This window comes from Hymenobacter sp. YC55 (assembly GCF_029433095.1).
Lineage (GTDB): Bacteria > Bacteroidota > Bacteroidia > Cytophagales > Hymenobacteraceae > Hymenobacter.
Window position 1 is genome coordinate 254,720 of record NZ_JARNTX010000002.1, and the last position, 16,636, is coordinate 271,355.

Genomic DNA, 16,636 nt, shown 5'->3' on the forward strand with positions numbered 1-16,636 from the left:
TCTAGTGAAACCTCTTGCCAGCAAACGCTACAGCAAGAGGGGCAGCTCCCTAGTAACAGTAACAAATTCCCAAACCCTTTTTCCACTCTATGATTTCGAACAGAAACTTACTTCTCATGCTCGGCACAGCCGCTGGCTTTGCATTAGCTGGTTGCGCCTCTTCCACCTCCACTACCGCTCCAGACCGCGCTGATGCTGCGCCGGCCTCTGCCACCGCCACCACCGAAACCGCTGCCGCCGCACCCGCCGTGCCCGGGGTTGGGCTCGACCTAGCCGGTCGGGACCTATCGGTTTCTCCCTGCGACGACTTTTTCCATTATGCAGGCGGCACGTGGTTGAAGAACACGCCTATTCCGGCTGCCCAAACGTCGTGGGGCTCGTTCAACATCCTCCGCGACCAGAACAACGCCGCCCTGCGCAGCATTCTGCAAGAAGCCGCGGCCAACACGTCAGCCCCTAAAGGCTCCAACGTCCAAAAGGTCGGCGACTTCTATGCGTCCGCCATGGACTCGGTAGCCATTGAAAAGGCTGGTTTGAAATACTTGCAGCCCGAGCTGGCTCGTATTCAGGCCGTGAAAGATTTGAAAAGCTTGCAAAACGCCTTGGTGCGCCAGCAAAAGCTGCAAACTCGCTCGGTGTTTGGCTTGGGCGTCAACCAAGACCGCAAGAAGAGCACGGAGTACGCACTCTACATCTCGCAAGGCGGCATCACCATGCCCGACCGGGACTATTACCTCAAGGATGACGCCCGCTCTAAGGCCGTTCGGGCGGCCTACGTCACCTACCTGACCAACCTCTTCAAGCTGCTCGGCGACAACGAGGCCACGGCCAAGAAAGGCGCCGAAACGGTAGTACGCCTAGAAACTCGGCTGGCGAAAGCCAGCAAAGAACGGGTTGCCCTCCGCGACCCGTACGCCAACTACAACAAAATGACCGTGGCGGAGGCCAATACGCAGTTCCCTAACCTCGGTCTTACGGCCATGCTTCCGCAGCTGGGACTGGCGTCGGCCAAGGAAGTGATTGTGGGCCAGCCTGATTTCTTCAAGGAAGCTAACGCCGCGCTCAAGCAAGAGCCCATTGCCGATTGGAAGACTTACCTGCGTGCCCACCTCGTTGGCTCCATGGCGTCGGCCCTACCGAAGGCCTACGTCGATGAGGAGTTTCGTTTCACGCAGGTGCTGAGCGGCGCCAAGCAGCAGCAGCCCCGCTGGAAGCGCATGAACCTGGCTACTGATGCGGCGTTGGGCGAAGCCTTCGGCCAACTGTACGTGGAAAAAGCTTTTACCCCCGAAACCAAGGCCAAAGCCCTGGAGATGGTGGGCAATATCAAGGAAGCCATGGGGGAGCATATCCAGCAGCTTTCCTGGATGAGTGACGTTACCAAGAAAGAAGCCCTTAAAAAGCTGAATTCGTTCAACGTCAAAATCGGGTATCCCGACAAGTGGAAAGACTATTCGGCACTGACTATCACGCGCGAATCGTACCTGAAAAACGTAATTGCAGCGCGGGAATGGGAGTCTAACGACCGGCTAAGCCGCTACGGCAAGCCCGTCGACCGGACGGTGTGGGGCATGACGCCGCCCACAGTAAACGCCTACTACAACTCTTCGCTCAACGAAATTGTGTTCCCGGCGGGTATCATGCAGCCCCCGTTCTTCGACCCTAAGGCCGACGATGCCGTGAACTACGGCGGCATGGGTGCCGTAATTGGCCACGAAATCACCCACGGCTTCGACGACCAAGGCCGGCAGTCGGACGCCGAAGGCAACTTGCGCGACTGGTGGACCAAGGAAGATGCCACGGAGTTCACGAAGCGCGCCGACATGGTCGGGGCCCAGTATTCCGCATTCCAGCCGCTTGATTCGGTGTTTGTAAACGGGAAGCTGACCATGGGTGAAAACCTGGCCGACTTCGGTGGTTTGGCCCTGGCTTACTCGGCGCTGCAAAAGCAGCTCACCAAAAAGTACGGCACTGGCCCGCGCCCTAACTACGACGGCCTCAAGCCCGAGCAGCGCTTCTTCCTCGGTTGGGCGCAGATCTGGCGCACTAGCGCCCGTCCTGAGGCGCTGCGCCAGCAAGTGCTAACCGACCCTCACTCTCCCTCGCAGTACCGTACCAACGGCCCGCTCATGAACATGCCCGAGTTCTACGAAGCCTTCGGCTGCAAGGAAGACGCCAAGATGGTCCGCGCTGAAAACCAGCGGGCCAAGATTTGGTAGAAGCTGATTTCTGAACTGCTGATTATTGAATTACTAAAAAGGCGACCTGCATTGCGCGGGTCGCCTTTTTAGTATGATAAGAAGCTAGCTATAAATTCCATACCTCTGTCATCCTGAGCTTGCGAAGGACCTTATAACACTTGAACAAGTTGCTAGAACTTGACCTGCGCTGACGTAATAAGGTCCTTCGCAAGCTCAGGATGACAGAGTATAGGAACAGCTTTCCCGGAGGTCTTTAGCAGTGAGGCTGACTGATTTTCTCGACTGGATTAAGACAGTAAATCACTCAACTAGCCTCCAGCAACTCCACGCACTGGCGGGCAATTTCCAGCTCCTCATTCGTAGGCACTATCAGCACTTTCACGGGGCTGTTGTGCTGGCTGATTTCTCGGAGCCCTTTCGCCCGCTCAGCGTTCTTCTCCTCGTCAAGGCGGACTCCTAAGTAGTCCATGTTCTGGCAGACTAGCTTGCGCACAAGGGCATCGTTTTCGCCGACGCCGGCCGTGAAGATGATGGCGTCGAGGCCGTTGAGAGCAGCGGCGTAGGCACCGATGTACTTCTTGATGCGGTAGGCGTAGAGGTTGTAAGCGAGGCGGGCGTTGGCGTCGCCAGCTTCTATGGCGGCGGTTATGTCGCGCATGTCACTCAGGCCGGTGAGGGCTAGCATGCCGCTTTGCTTGTTGAGCAGGGCGCTTACTTGCTCGGGCGTGTAGCTTAGTTGGCTGATAAGGTGAAACACCACCGACGGGTCGATGTCGCCGGAGCGGGTGCCCATTACCAGGCCTGCCAGCGGCCCGAAGCCCATACTCGTATCCACCGATTCGCCGCCGCGCACGGCCGTAATGCTACAGCCGTTGCCTAAGTGCACGCTTACTAAGCGCGCATTGGGGCTGCCGAGGTATTGCGCCGCTTGTTCGGTTACGTACTTGTGGCTGGTGCCGTGAAACCCGTACACCCGAATGCCTTGCTCGGCATACAGCTCTGTCGGGATGGCGTAGCGGTAGGCTTGCTCGGGCATGGTCTGGTGAAACGCCGTGTCGAACACTGCCACTTGTTTAGCGTGCGGAAACGTCTTCTCGGCTACTTCTATGCCCCGGTAGTTGGCCGGATTGTGCAGCGGGGCCAGCGGAAACAATTGACGGATAGCTTCTTTCACGGCCGGGATGATAAGCACCGTAGCGGCAAACTCCTCCCCGCCGTGTACCACGCGGTGCCCCACCGCTTCTACCTCGCCGGGGTCTTGTAGCACACCAAGCTGCGGATCGGCCAGTAGCCGGGCCACTTCGCGCAAACCCGCCTCGTGGTCGGGTAGCTCCACGCTCAGCACGGTAGTGGTTTCCTGCTCGCCGGTCAGCACCTTGTGCGTCACCACGGCATTGTCGAGCCCGATGCGCTCCACTAAGCCGCTGCAAGCCGGCGTTTCCGTAGGCCACCGAAAGAACTGATACTTGATAGAACTGCTACCGGAATTGAGGACGAGTAGATTCATGAGGAGAGAGTAAGACTACTATTCAACTGTGTGGCTGTCCTGTTTGAGTGGGCCAAAGTATTGGGTGTGCTGACGTTGTAATACTACTGTCATGCTGAGCTTGTCGAAGCATCTCGCTCGAATCGTAGGGCAAGCGTTAGGATTTACCACACTGCCAAGATGCTTCGGCTGCGCTCAGCAAGACAGTTACTTTGGCAAACCAATATGTGAAGTGCTTCGGCTTGGCATGACGGTCTTTGTTGGGCGTCAGTCTAGCCCTGGCTTTGAATAGCGGTGATGATGACGGTGTTGAAGATATCTTCCACGGTGCAGCCGCGGCTTAGGTCGTTGACAGGTTTGTTGAGGCCTTGCAAGACCGGGCCAATTGCCAGTGCGCCAGTTTCGCGCTGCACGGCTTTGTAGGTATTGTTGCCGGTGTTCAGGTCGGGGAAGATGAGCACACTGGCTTGGCCGGCCACTTCCGAACCGGGTAGTTTCTGCCGGCCTACCATGGGGTCAACAGCGGCATCGTACTGAATTGGGCCTTCCACTTTGAGTTCAGGGTGGCTCTGCTTCACGATTTGTGTGGCCTGTCTAACCTTCTCTACGTCAGCGCCTTCGCCCGACGTGCCCGACGAGTACGAGAGCATGGCAATGCGCGGTTCGATGCCAAACCGCTGGCTGCTTTCCGCCGACGAAGCCGCAATTTCAGCGAGCTGCTCGGCCGTTGGGTTGGGGTTCACGGCGCAGTCGCCGAACACCGCCACCCGGTCGGGCAAGCACATAAAGAACACCGACGACACCACCGACACGCCCGGCTTGGTTTTGATGAATTGCAAGGCCGGCCGAATGGTGTGCTGCGTGGTGTGCACCGCCCCTGACACCATGCCGTCGGCGTGGCCCTTGTACACCATCATGCTCCCGAAGTACGACACGTCGCGCATCATGTCGCGGGCCATGTCGTAGTTCACGTTCTTGGTTTTGCGCAGCTCATAGAGCGTCTCCACGTAGTTGTCGTAGTGCTCGGCGTGGGCTGGGTCGATAAGCTGCACGCGGTTCAGATCCAGGTTCAGGCCGAGGCGCTTCACAGAGGCCGCAATAGCGGTAGGGTCACCAAGGATGGTCAGGTCCACTACATCTTCGCTGAGCAGCCGGGCCGCCGCCCGCAGAATCCGGTCGTCGTCGCCTTCGGGTAGTACAATGTGCTTGCGCTGGCTTTTGGCCCATTGCAGCAGCCGGTATTGGAACATGTGCGGCGTAAGGCCCTCCGGCTCGAAGGTCACAATGCGCTCCTGCAACGCCGCCACGTCCACGTACCGATTAAACGTGTCGATGGCTAGCCGAATCTTCTTGGGGTTGTCGGGCGTGATGCGCGACTGAATGGCCCCGATGGTGGTGGTAGTCAGGAAGGTACCGGTTTGCACGGCCAGAACAGGTACCACCGTTTGCAGACCCTCGATGAGCCGCAGAATGGGCGGGTCGGGCTCCAGGCCACCCGTGAGCACCAGTCCGGCCACCCGCGGGTAGTTGGCCGAGGCATTGGCTTGCAGCGCAATCAGCAAGATGTCGGCCCGGTCGCCGGGCGTTACAATCAGCACGTTTTCGGCAATGCGGGTCAGGAAATTGGGCACCTGCATGGCCCCCGTAATGAAGTGGTCGACCTGGTTGGTTAGGTGCTGCTCCCCAAACAAGAGCTTGCCACCCAACTGCTCCTGAATCTCCTTCATCGACGGGTTTTGCAAGTCTTTATCGGCCGGAATTACCGTCAGAATGATTTCCTCGGGTAGCTGCGCGCGTAGCAAGCCGCGCACGTCTTCCACCTGCTCCGGGTTTATTTTATTGGCAATCAGGGCGAGCATCTGCACCTCGCGGGCTTCCACGTTGCGCCACACCGTAAGGGCTGTGTTCACTAACTGCGCCGTGGTTTTGCCGGCTCCCGATATCACCATGATAACCGGCGCGCCGAGGTTTTTGGCAATGGAAAGGTTAGCGTCGAATTCGAATGCCGTGCCTTCGCCCACAAAGTCGCTGCCTTCTACCACCGTGAAGTCGTAGCGGTCTTCTTGCGTCTTGAACTTGTGGATAACGGTATCAATGATGTCGCCCTGGCGGTCGGCTTCCATCAGGCGCATGGCCTGGGGCCGGGTGTAAGCGTAGGTTTCCTCGTAGGTTATCGGGAGGTTGAAGTAGCTGAGCACTGTGTCGATGTGCACGTCCTTCTTCTTGCTCTCCGTGGCGTTGATGATGGGCTTGAAGTAGCCGATCTTCTGGGCCTTGCCGAGGAGCATATCCACTAAGCCTAACGCAATCAATGACTTGCCGCTATGGGGTTCAGCGGATGCAATAAAGACAGTCTTGGTCATATGGATCTGGGTATAGCCTTTCCTACGGATAACAACCGCATCAGGCTGCCTATTGTCGATTGCGGATGGGTTCCGGCGTGGCGCTAGCAAACAGCTGTGGCGGTCAACAAACGCTACGACGAGGTGGTGTGTAAAATAAATTCAAAGAGTTTAATCCTTTTCTACGAAATATTCGTAGTATTACGAAAACATCGTAGAAACCATGGAACGACTCACCGGACCCGAAGAAGAAGCCATGCAGGTGTTGTGGCAACTCAACGGCGGCTTTATCAAGGAGGTGCTAGAGCAACTGCCCGAACCGCGGCCGCCTTACACCACCTTGGCCTCCACCATCCGCAACCTAGAGCGTAAAAACTACCTCCACAGCGAAAAGCTCGGTAACACCTACCGCTTCACGCCTGCTATTGCCGCCGAGGAGTACCGCAAACAGTCCATGCAGTCTTTGGTGGGCAACTACTTCCGCAACTCCTACAAAGACCTGGTCTCGTTTTTCGCGCAGGAGCAGAACATCAGCGCCGAAGAGTTGAAGGAAATCCTCGACATGATAGAAAACCAAAAGCCTAAGCCATGATGCCGGACCTGCTCGTGTATTTGCTGAAGGTGAACGGGGCGTTGCTGCTCTTCGTGGCCGTGTACTACGCGCTGCTGCGCCGCCTCACTTTCCATACCCTGAACCGCTGGTACCTGCTCGGTGCCATTCTGTTCTCGGCGCTCTACCCCCTAGTAGATGTAGCAGCCCTATGGCCCCGCCCCGTGGACCTAAGCAGCGAGTTAATCGTCTGGCAGTCAAGTTGGCAAAGCCCGGCTGCCACCGCAGCCAACTCCCCCGATTACTATAGCTGGGTATTGATTGTGTACTGGGCTGGTGTGGTAGCGTTAGGTGCGCGGCTGCTGGTGCAGGGCCTGTCGTTGGGACGGCTGCACCGTGCTTCAACGCCCACCGAGAGCCTGCTTTTCCGCCAGATTTCGGAGGCTGTCACGCCGTTCTCTTTTTGGCGAACCATTTACGTCAACCCCCAGCAGCACCAAGCCGCTGAGTTGCCGGCCATCCTGCAACACGAGCAGGTGCATGTGCAGCAGTGGCATACCATTGATGTGTTGCTCGGCCAAGTGCAACGCGTGTTCTGCTGGTTCAATCCGGCGGCGTGGCTACTGCTGCGGGCCGTGCAGGAAAACCTGGAATTTATTGCCGACCAAGCAGTTCTGCGCGCTGGTCAGGTAGATAGCAAAGTGTATCAATACAGCTTGGTGCGGCTTAGCACCCTGGCGTTGGGCCCGGCGCTTGTTACCCCGTTCACATTTCACACCCTCAAAAGTCGCATTAAGATGATGAACAGTCAGAAAACCTCCGCTGTCCATATGGCCCGCTATGTACTCGTCGCGCCATTGGTTGCCGCCTTGCTTTTGGGCAGTTGCTCGAAAGCCGATCAGGAAGATGCCGTGCAGCCGGCTGCCAAAACAACGCAGAACACCATGCAAAATGCCCTCTACTTTATAGATGGTGAAAAATCTACGAGAGAGGCTATGGAGCAGTTAGAGCAAGATGTCAAGGCTATTGCTGCAGTAAGTGTTATAAAAGACGAACAGGCGCTTAAACTATTTGGAGAGGCGGCCGCCGCAGGCGCTATTGTAGTCACCACCAAAGCCAATGCAAATTCACCGGGGGTAAAAGCCTTTAATAAGCTGTTCAATACATCTGTGAGAATGTCCGATCATGGCCCGGAATCTCCAGCGGAATTTTTTGAAAACTCCAAAAAGGATGCTGGTACAACTATGAAGCTGTCAGAGTTCTTGATTTTGATTAACGGCAAAGAAGCTACAGAAGCAGAGTTCAGGCAATTATCTGGATCTGACGTTAAGTCAATGAGTATGATGACAGGAAGCGGTGCAATAGAGAAGCAATATGGCATCCGAGGTCGCAATGGGGTGATAGAGATTACCACTGGCGCTGCAGGGACCGGAATGCTTAATCAACTCTATGACCACAATGGCGTGATGGGTATCACGAAGAAAGGGTGCTAAGTCTCAACACCTAAAGCAAAACGCCGCCCCTTGACTTATCAAGGGGCGGCGTTTTATTGAGTGGTTATGGAACAGACACTCTACTCCTGGCGGCGGTAGGGGCGGTAGGCGTTGGCGGATGCTGGCGCGATAAGTGTGCCGATGCCGCCGTGGGTAGTGAAGAAACCGCTGATAGCTGTTTCGAGGGCAGCACGGTCGTCAAGACCGGTGTCGAGAAGGACGTCGTGCTGGTCGAGGGGGGCCGGCAAGGTGCTGAGGCGGCAACGGGCTACGCCCAGCGGGTGCTCGGCATAGAGGTGGGTGCCATCTTGTGCGGCGTGAGCATGGCGGTAGCGCCAGGCAGTGCTATGGGCAGCAGTAGCGCGGCTGCCTCCTTCGGCGCGTGCAAAGGGCTCGAAGCCTAGGCTTTGCAAATAATTTTCTGTCATTCTGCTAGTTACGCATATTCCAGCCAATAACTGGCGGCGTCCAAACGAGTGGCTTGCATGGTGCGGCTGCACTATCATCTCAACTGCACTCGCCACCCGTGCCATAGGCTTCCCAATAAGAAAGCAGATGCCGGTCAGGAAGCGGCAATGAGGCAATTCACTCGTTTACAGCGCCCAAATTTCTTTGGACTCAGTTGCGCACTTCTTGTAAAGAGCAGCGGGCAAGGCGAAAAAAGTAAAGGAAAAATATTCTCGTCTGGCTATCTTGTCGGTTTACTTTGCACTATGCCTTCTGCTGCTTTACCCGAAGTACTTCTCTCCGTAACGCACCGTTCTGACCTCGACATCTTGGTAGGACGTTGGGGCTATCAGCCAGAGCCAGCCGAACTGCCTGAAGCGTATTTGCTGCTCACGCGAGAAGCGCTGGCCTGCGGCTGTCGGCTGTGGCTTCAGGATATTCGCAGCCGTACGCTCAACGACCCCCAAATCACGCAGTGGCTGCTACGCGACTATTTTCCACAGATGGCTCAGCAACTGAGAGGCCGCCTAGCAGTAGCCTATCTTACTAGCCCGATGCTTATGGAGCTCATCGTGAACGGGCCCGGCTATAAGGAGCCTAGTGCTTACGCGAATGAACCGTATGTAATTGCGTTTTTCGGTAATGAAGGCGAAGCCTTAGCGTGGCTGGAGCTGGAGCGTAGTCGCTGAGTTAAACTGCTTTGCCTAAGGGTTACCCGTCAGTAAACAAGGTGCTAGATACCTGTTTGTTAATCAATGGCTTGTGTGCTGCGTGCGGATGAGCTTCACGAGGAGGCCACATACTGGATGAAGCTCAAGCATACGCGCTATTCGAGCAGTTAAGAAGCGAGTTGTAGCATTTCAATAAATTAGAATTTATATATAAATGTGTCTGTAACAGAACGTTAACTGGCGTTGACGCGTAAGTGGGAGGCACCCATTCCGCGTTAGGCGGTTCTGTTTCCATATGGCTACTTTTCCTCCTCTCGATTATTTAGACCTGAACTACCGCTCCGATTTGGGCATCGTAACTGCCCGTTGGACGCGTCCGGTTTCTTCGCCCGAGTTACGGGCCGGCTACCAATCCATCCTGCATTACGCTGCCAACTGCAGCGACTGTCGCTACTGGCTAATTGACTCACGCCGACGGTTGGAAGTGGACGCCCGTGACGTGCACTGGCTTACTGATGTGTTTTACCCAACATTACGGCGGCACATGCACGACGTGGTCTTCCTTGCTTTCTTAGCAGCGCCCTATCAGCTTTATCCCATCCAGGACGCACCCGTGCCACCCTTGCCTCGTAATCAAGGCGATAATTGCTCTTTATGTCAATTCACGGATGAGGGCGCTGCTGTGCATTGGCTGTTGGCGCAGGGCGCCCGACCCGCCGTGCAGGAAGTGGCATAGGGTGCAGCGTACTGGTTACTCGTACAGATCCTGTGGGTCGGCGGCGGCTAGCTCCACCAAAAATTGCCCAATGTTGGCCGTGACAGTAGCTAAAAAGGCAGCCCCTTTTTCGGCGGTAGCTGCTGCTGGGTCGCCTACGCCGGTGTCGGCCGTTACTTTGCTCCACTCCCGTTGGGCCCAAGCCCATTCCCGTAGCGCCTTGATGCGGAACTGCCGGGCAGCGCCATTGCCGGCTTCCGCCAGCGGACGTACTAGGTCGGGGGCAATGTGCAGCATGGCGCTGGTTTCTAACTCGTCGGCGTGGTCGCCGGAAGCACTGAAAAACTGACTGCGGTCTGCTGCTTTAAACCAGTTCAGGGTGCAGAGAAACACACTCGGGAATTCTGCTTGCAGTTCTCGTAAAATCTGCCGGAAATCGTTGCCGCCGTGGCCGTTGAGCACCACCAGCTTCGGAATGCCCTGCCGGGCCAACACCTGCACTAAGTCGCGCAGGATAGCCAGCTGCGTGCTCGGATTCAGGTTCATGTCGAGCGTGATATCCAACTGACCGGTGTTGACGCCAAACGGGATAGTGGGCAGCACAACCACCTTGGCTCCCTGCTCCCACGCTACGCGCGCCGCTTCAGCGGCTACATAGTCGCACTGATAGTTGTCGGTGGCGTAGGGGAGGTGGTAGTTATGCGCCTCTGTTGCGCCCCAAGGCAAGACCACAACGTCAAAACCAGTGTCTTTGACAAGCTGCCAGTTGGTTTCAGCTAGAATATAAGGACGTGCTGCCATGGCGTAGCGAAATAGAAAGGAAGTACGGAAGACGCCCGCAACTACAGTAATTTCTGTAAATCAGCCAACGAGTCGATGCGCATGGGGGCCTCATCTGCTGGTACTTCCCCGAAGCCATACGTAGCAAAGATGAATGGAATACCACTCTTCTGGCTGGCCTCGAAGTCGCTGCGGGTGTCGCCGACGTACACGGGTGCCTGCAGTTGGTACTGCTCAATAACCTCTAGTATGTTCTGGAACTTAGGCAGGCTTTTGGTGCCGAAGCACTGATGCCCTTCAAAATACTGTGCTAGCTGACTGTGCTGAAAGAACGCCTCGATGTAGCCCCGTTGGCAATTGCTGACAATGAAGAGCCGGTAGCCTTTGTGGGTAAGGTAGCGCAGTGCGTCTTCTAGGCCCGTATACAGATCACCACCGTATTGCTCGACCCCACCTAGTTCGTGCTTAGCACAAAGGGCTTTAAACTCCTGCCGCCGCTCAACTGGCAAAGTCGGGAAAAGCCGGTCGTACACCATTTCAAAAGGCTGACCTGTTACGGCCTGTACATCCGCTACGGTAATATCGTTTTCTATGTAATCGACGCTCTTTCTGGCGGCTTGAAAACCTTTAGTCACCGATTCTGTGGCGTTCCAAAGAGTGCCATCAAGATCAAAAATCACACTATCAAAGCGCTGCGTCATAAAGAAAACTGTTGATGCCAAATAGCGCGCTTGCTAGCTGCGCCCGGCCATACGAACGCCATCAAGTTGGCTTTGTTTCAACAAAAGCTTAATTGGCGCAGGCGGTATTGTCTGCCAATAGATGAACTTAACTCGCAAACGAGGTTGAAGAAGGCCGTTAATCGAGCCAGAAAGAAATAGCTAGTGGGTTCAGGCCTCAGCTAACATGAAGTGCAAAAGGCATGAACATTTCTTGAATGGCATGCTAGTTGCAACAGCAAACGAAAAATGTTTATGTGATATCCAGTATTATTTCGGCTGTATCGAAATATTTTATACTTTTTCTTTATGATAATCAGTAATTTGCTCTCGAAAGCAGGAGACTTTGGATGATGCGGCCTTGCGTGTGAACTAGTAAAGTGGTAAAAATCTTCTTATAAATTGCTTATGTACAAAATAGTCTTACTGTTTTTTTGTGCTCTTTTCCTTTTGTTGGATGTAGAGCCTAGTCAAGCGAGGGAGGCAAGTAGTGCTGCTACCGAGACGGAAAGTAGCGCTTACCCCAAAGTGCCACGCCCCAACTACAAGCGCTACCGGGGCAACAGCCGCACCAGACGCAAACGCTTAGGTTTCTTCCGTCGTCGAGCAGCTCGCCGTAAAGCTCGCCGCAACCGCGTTGCTAAGCCAGCACCACGGAAAGGCGTAATTTCGGTAGACGAACCTAAAGGTGTAATGCCGAAAAACTAATTGCTTCTCAGACAGGCAAAAGCCTGCTATCCTGCCTAAAACATCAGCCGTATTTGTCTTGAAAAAGCAAGTGCGGCTGATGTGTTTTTAGGGGTTTCAGCTTTACCTCTGTGTTAATACCATATCAAATGGAGCAGTGAAATTGCTCAATCTCCTATTCCAAAATTGATTCGCTTGGCATTTGATTTCCTAAATCAGGAGAGGTGCCAAGTGAGAATAGCAGCAAATTATATAGTGTTGATTGTCAGGGCTTTTGTTCATTGCCCGATTCGTTGTTACTGTTGTGCTTGCCTGCTGGCGGAGTTCAAGAATACGTAAGCGTTATTATTTAATAGATAAAGGATGTGTAACACTGGTAAAGTTATAAAAAACAGATAATCTCATAATGAACCCTGATTCCTGAATTAAGATAAATATATAATATTATATATTTATTAAAACTGCTGAATTACAGGCCTTTATAATGCAAAAAACGGGTTATTTAATATTGGCAACTTAATTGTATTACCAGTGCCATAATACGACTAGCTTACTTTCATCCATGAAACACACCTACAACTCTCTGGCGATTTGGGTACGTGCGGCACTGTTTTTTGTTCTATTATTTGGTTGTCTTTCGGTGCAAGCGGCACCTCCTTCCTCAGCCCAGATAACGGCCTCGACCACAGCTTTTTTGAAAAGGTTTGTGAACAAGGATGGAGAAGTTAACTACAAAGCTATTCAGCGCGACCCAAAGCAACTCGATGCGTTGCTTGAAGACATTGCTTCCTTTAGCATGAGCGGAGCTTCGCAAGCCGACTTGTATGCCTTCTATTTGAACGCCTACAACGTGCTTGTAATTGGGGAAATAGTTAGCAATTACCCCTTAACGTCGGTACGGGAGATGCCGGGCTTCTTCGACAAGAAGCAAATGCTGGTAGGCGGCGAAAAAATGACGCTCGACGAGTTAGAGCACAACAAGCTGCGCAAACTCTACGACGACCCGCGTCTGCACTTTGCTTTGGTGTGCGGCACTGCCAGCTGCCCTCGCTTAAGCCGTGAGGCCTACATGGGTAAAGATCTGTTCACGCAACTCAACGACCAGACCCGCCGCGTGTTGCAAGACCCTGCTTTCGTGAAGGTAGATGCTGAAGGCAAGACCGTGATGCTACCCGAGATTTTCAAGTGGTACGAGGCAGATTTTGGCACCAGCGGTAAAACTGGCGTGGCGTATGTCAACCAATTCCGCGCCGACAAGCGGGTTCCCACCTGGTTTGCTATGGACTATTACGCGTACGATTGGAGACTTAATGACCAGAAAGCCGAAGCACCCAAAAAGTAGAATGCACTGCTAAAGCAGAGGCAGAATATAGAAACCGGCAGGCAGGACTAGGCATGATGCTAGTTATGCCTGCCGGTCTTGTTGTTGGGGCTGTAGCCGGGCCGCAACACCCTACTAGGAGAGAGTGGCTTCTACGCCAAGCAAAACAAACAGAGTAGGTAGGTTTCTTGTATGCAAGAAGCTTATCCCAGCTCCACAGTTTGCGTAGAAGAGCCACCACCCCAACCCCCACCCATGCATACCTCCCGACTTGAACATGATTTCTTAGGCGAACGAGCCATTCCGGCCAATGCCTACTATGGTATCCAGACCCTACGAGCGCTGGAAAATTTCAACATTACGGGCATTCCACTGAAGTCGGAGCCGCTCTTTGTGCAGGCATTAGGCTACGTGAAGAAAGCGGCCGCCATGGCCAACCGTGATATGGGCGTACTGGACCCTAACATTGCTAACTGCATTGTTCGGGCCTGCGACCGGGTTATTGCTGGCGAAATGGACGAGCAATTTCTGACCGACATGATTCAGGGCGGCGCCGGTACCTCCGTGAATATGAACGCCAACGAGGTAATTGCCAACGTAGCGTTGGAACTGATGGACAAAGCCAAAGGCCAGTACGAGTACTGCCATCCCAACAACCACGTCAACTGCTCGCAGTCCACCAACGATGCCTACCCGACGGCTTTTCGCATCGCCCTCAACAATAAGCTAGAAAGTTACAGCCAAGCCCTAGGCGAATTGGCCGATGCGTTTGCCCAGAAGGGCGAAGAATTTCGGAACGTGTTGAAAATGGGGCGCACTCAGCTCCAAGATGCCGTGCCTATGAGCATGGGCGACGAGTTTCATGCCTTTGCCACCAACTTGCGCGAGGAACTGCTGCGTATCAAAGACAGTCGCAACCTAATCAGCGAAATCAACATGGGGGCCACTGCCATTGGCACCCGCGTCAATGCCCCCGCTGGCTACGGCGAAAAAGTTACCGAGCACCTGCGCGACATCACCGGGCTGGACTTGGTGCTAGCCGGCGACCTGATAGAGGCTACCTACGATACGGGAGCCTACGTGCAACTCTCGGGTGTGCTAAAGCGCACGGCTGTGAAGCTCTCCAAGATTTGCAACGACTTACGGCTCTTGTCTTCCGGACCTCGGGCGGGCTTGTTTGAAATCAATCTGCCGCCGTTGCAGCCGGGCTCCAGCATCATGCCGGGTAAAGTGAATCCGGTAGTACCGGAGGTGGTCAACCAAACGGCTTTCTACGTGATAGGCGCCGACCTGACCGTAACCATGGCCGCCGAAGCCGGGCAATTGCAGCTCAACGTAATGGAGCCAGTTATTTCATTCGCCTTGTTCACCAGCATTTCTTACCTGACGCGGGCGTGCCATACACTGCGGGAAAAGTGCGTAGTAGGCATCACGGCCAATGCCCAACACGCGGAAAAGCTGGTCCGCAACAGCATTGGTATTGTTACGCAACTTAATCCGGTGCTTGGCTACGAGACGGCCGCAGAAATTGCCAGGGAAGCCTTGCGTACAGGCAAGAACGTGTACGATATAGCCGTAACGGAGCGTCAGCTGCTTTCACAAGCCAAGTGGGACGAGATATTCACGTTTGAAAACCTGATTCGTCCTCACTTCATTCAATAAGAGTGCAGTTGTGAAAGGTGAAATGGTTGGCGGATAGTCCACTACCTCCCCATTTCATCTTTTACAACTGCACCCGCTCTAGCATAACCGTTGGCTGGTCGTGGTAGGTGGTGCGGTGGTATTCTTGGTAACCAAATTTGCGGGCCACTCGCAAGGATGCTTCGTTTCTGGGGTGAATAACGCATACGGTACGAACCGGTCCGAAATGCGCGTCGGCCCAAGCAATGGCGGCTTCCACGGCTTCGGTAGCGTAGCCTTTGCCGTGCGCAGCTGATGCCAGCACCCACCCAATTTCGGGGGCGCCGTTGCTGGCCGGCACGATGTTGCGCTTAGGGTCAGCAAAGCCCACTACCCCAATAAAACGGCCAGACGCTTTGTCTTCCACGGCCCAGAAACCATAGCCCATCAAGGTCCAGTGCCCAACGCTGCGGAGCAACGTGGCCCAGACTTCTTCTTCCAACATGGGCCGGGGGCTTAAATAGCGGTACACCTTGGGGTCGGCCCACATAGTTACGTATTCGGGGAAGTCGGTGGGCTTGTAACCGCGCAACAGCAGACGGGTGGTTTCCAGGACCGGAACTTGAAGTACAGATTGGCTAAGCATGGACGTGCAAGAGAGCCGGAGGAGGCTGTAGATGATTCCGGATGAGCTAAAGTAACAGGTGTCAGCAACAATGGCCCTGACACGAGGCTCTAGTGCAGATAAAGAAATTGTTTACTCCGTTGCACGGCTGCCTCCAATACAGTGAATACCATGACGCCGTCCGCACGAGTAAACAGCAGCGCTGCAAAACAAAAGCCTTCCCGCAGGCGGAAAGGCTTTTGTAATGGCTAGAACGCAGGCCAGTGGCTTACGAGCCAACACCAGAGCTTTGGGGCCGGCCATTCATTTCAGCAACACGCTCCATGGTGTTGCTTTTCTTTCGAATGCCATTGCCATTGCTGCCGTTGCTGCTTTGCTCGTTGGTAAGCTGCTGCACAGTTACATCGGTGGCTTGCTGCTCCGTGCGCTCCGAAAGCTGGCCATTGCCAATGGTAGAGCTCTGGCCGCCTTTGATTTGGATCTGGTGGCGCATTGTTTTCTGTTCGTCTTTCGGCACGCTTACCCGCAGCATCCCGTCCTCGAACGAGGCTTGGATGCCGCTAGCATCTACCGTGTCGGGTAGCTGGAACGAGCGTTGGAACGAGCCAAACGAACTTTCCACCATGTGGTAGCGCCGCTGATTCTGCTCGTTGCGGAACTGCCGCTCCCCGGCAATAGTCAGGCGACCTTGGTGAAAGTCCACCTTAATGTCTTCCCGCTTCATGCCAGGCAGAGCGGCTTCTATTTCATAACTCTTCTCGGTTTCGTAGGCATCAACGTGAGGCGAAAAGCTGTTGACGCGCCCCCGCGAAGCCAGCGAATCGTTGAAGAACCGGTCGAGCATCGTGCTGAAGTTCGACGATGCCATATCAGAGAAGGAATCTTGAAATTTTTGAATAGACATGGCGTTGAGAGTTTAGGTGTAACCAACAACGCTGCCGTGTACGATTCGAAAAAAACGTAGGTTTCACTTAAAACC

The 16,636-nt window shown here is 54.4% G+C and carries 14 protein-coding genes; 7 read left to right on the forward strand and 7 right to left on the reverse strand.

The annotated features are described in order from the left end of the window. The first annotated feature begins 116 nt into the window (after window positions 1-116). Window positions 117-2,219: a M13 family metallopeptidase gene (locus P1X16_RS14350; protein WP_277230199.1), complete on the forward strand. Its 2,103-nt coding sequence runs from the start codon at window positions 117-119 to the stop codon at window positions 2,217-2,219. A gap of 286 nt (window positions 2,220-2,505) precedes the next feature. Here P1X16_RS14350 and P1X16_RS14355 read toward each other — a convergent pair whose 3' ends face one another. Together P1X16_RS14355 and pta are read right to left on the reverse strand one after the other, a co-directional pair. Next, window positions 2,506-3,708 carry an acetate kinase gene (locus tag P1X16_RS14355; RefSeq protein ID WP_277230202.1) on the reverse strand — a complete coding sequence of 401 codons (1,203 nt, stop codon included), beginning with the start codon at window positions 3,706-3,708 and terminating at the stop codon, window positions 2,506-2,508. A gap of 251 nt (window positions 3,709-3,959) precedes the next feature. After that, the gene (gene pta, locus P1X16_RS14360) at window positions 3,960-6,050 is read right to left on the reverse strand and encodes a phosphate acetyltransferase (RefSeq protein ID WP_277230204.1); all 2,091 of its coding nucleotides are present in this window, start codon (window positions 6,048-6,050) and stop codon (window positions 3,960-3,962) included. 202 nt (window positions 6,051-6,252) lie between these two features. Here pta and P1X16_RS14365 point away from each other — a divergent pair, with 202 nt between their 5' ends. Both P1X16_RS14365 and P1X16_RS14370 read left to right on the forward strand, forming a co-directional pair. After that, the gene (locus P1X16_RS14365) at window positions 6,253-6,621 is read left to right on the forward strand and encodes a BlaI/MecI/CopY family transcriptional regulator (RefSeq protein ID WP_277230207.1); all 369 of its coding nucleotides are present in this window, start codon (window positions 6,253-6,255) and stop codon (window positions 6,619-6,621) included. Further along, window positions 6,618-8,072 carry a M56 family metallopeptidase gene (locus tag P1X16_RS14370; protein WP_277230209.1) on the forward strand — a complete coding sequence of 485 codons (1,455 nt, stop codon included), beginning with the start codon at window positions 6,618-6,620 and terminating at the stop codon, window positions 8,070-8,072. The genes P1X16_RS14365 and P1X16_RS14370 overlap by 4 nt, the downstream gene beginning before the upstream one ends. Window positions 8,073-8,152: 80 nt before the next feature. Here the strand turns inward: P1X16_RS14370 and P1X16_RS14375 are convergent, their stop codons facing one another. Continuing rightward, a complete protein-coding gene (locus tag P1X16_RS14375) occupies window positions 8,153-8,500 on the reverse strand; it encodes a hypothetical protein (protein ID WP_277230212.1) in 348 nt (115 codons plus the stop codon). A gap of 285 nt (window positions 8,501-8,785) precedes the next feature. Between P1X16_RS14375 and P1X16_RS14380 the strand changes: the two genes are divergently transcribed. Further along, window positions 8,786-9,208 carry a hypothetical protein gene (locus tag P1X16_RS14380; RefSeq protein WP_277230213.1) on the forward strand — a complete coding sequence of 141 codons (423 nt, stop codon included), beginning with the start codon at window positions 8,786-8,788 and terminating at the stop codon, window positions 9,206-9,208. Between the two features lie 277 nt (window positions 9,209-9,485). Then, complete coding sequence (locus P1X16_RS14385; RefSeq protein WP_277230216.1) at window positions 9,486-9,926, forward strand: hypothetical protein; 441 nt, start codon at window positions 9,486-9,488, stop codon at window positions 9,924-9,926. Window positions 9,927-9,941: 15 nt separating this feature from the next. Here P1X16_RS14385 and P1X16_RS14390 read toward each other — a convergent pair whose 3' ends face one another. Further along, the gene (locus P1X16_RS14390) at window positions 9,942-10,706 is read right to left on the reverse strand and encodes a creatininase family protein (protein ID WP_277230219.1); all 765 of its coding nucleotides are present in this window, start codon (window positions 10,704-10,706) and stop codon (window positions 9,942-9,944) included. A gap of 41 nt (window positions 10,707-10,747) precedes the next feature. After that, window positions 10,748-11,386, reverse strand: coding sequence for an HAD family hydrolase (locus P1X16_RS14395; RefSeq protein ID WP_277230222.1), 639 nt, complete (start codon window positions 11,384-11,386; stop codon window positions 10,748-10,750). A gap of 1,267 nt (window positions 11,387-12,653) precedes the next feature. Here P1X16_RS14395 and P1X16_RS14400 point away from each other — a divergent pair. Then, a complete protein-coding gene (locus P1X16_RS14400; protein ID WP_277230225.1) occupies window positions 12,654-13,433 on the forward strand; it encodes a DUF547 domain-containing protein in 780 nt (259 codons plus the stop codon). 234 nt (window positions 13,434-13,667) lie between these two features. Continuing rightward, window positions 13,668-15,074: an aspartate ammonia-lyase gene (gene aspA, locus P1X16_RS14405; protein WP_277230228.1), complete on the forward strand. Its 1,407-nt coding sequence runs from the start codon at window positions 13,668-13,670 to the stop codon at window positions 15,072-15,074. Window positions 15,075-15,135: 61 nt separating this feature from the next. On the opposite strand, the gene P1X16_RS14410 is transcribed toward aspA, so the two are convergent. Together P1X16_RS14410 and P1X16_RS14415 are read right to left on the reverse strand one after the other, a co-directional pair. Beyond that, window positions 15,136-15,678, reverse strand: a complete 543-nt coding sequence (locus P1X16_RS14410) for a GNAT family N-acetyltransferase (RefSeq protein WP_277230232.1) — start codon at window positions 15,676-15,678, stop codon at window positions 15,136-15,138. A 247-nt stretch (window positions 15,679-15,925) separates the two neighbouring features. Beyond that, complete coding sequence (locus P1X16_RS14415; RefSeq protein ID WP_277230236.1) at window positions 15,926-16,561, reverse strand: Hsp20/alpha crystallin family protein; 636 nt, start codon at window positions 16,559-16,561, stop codon at window positions 15,926-15,928. Window positions 16,562-16,636 lie beyond the last annotated feature (75 nt).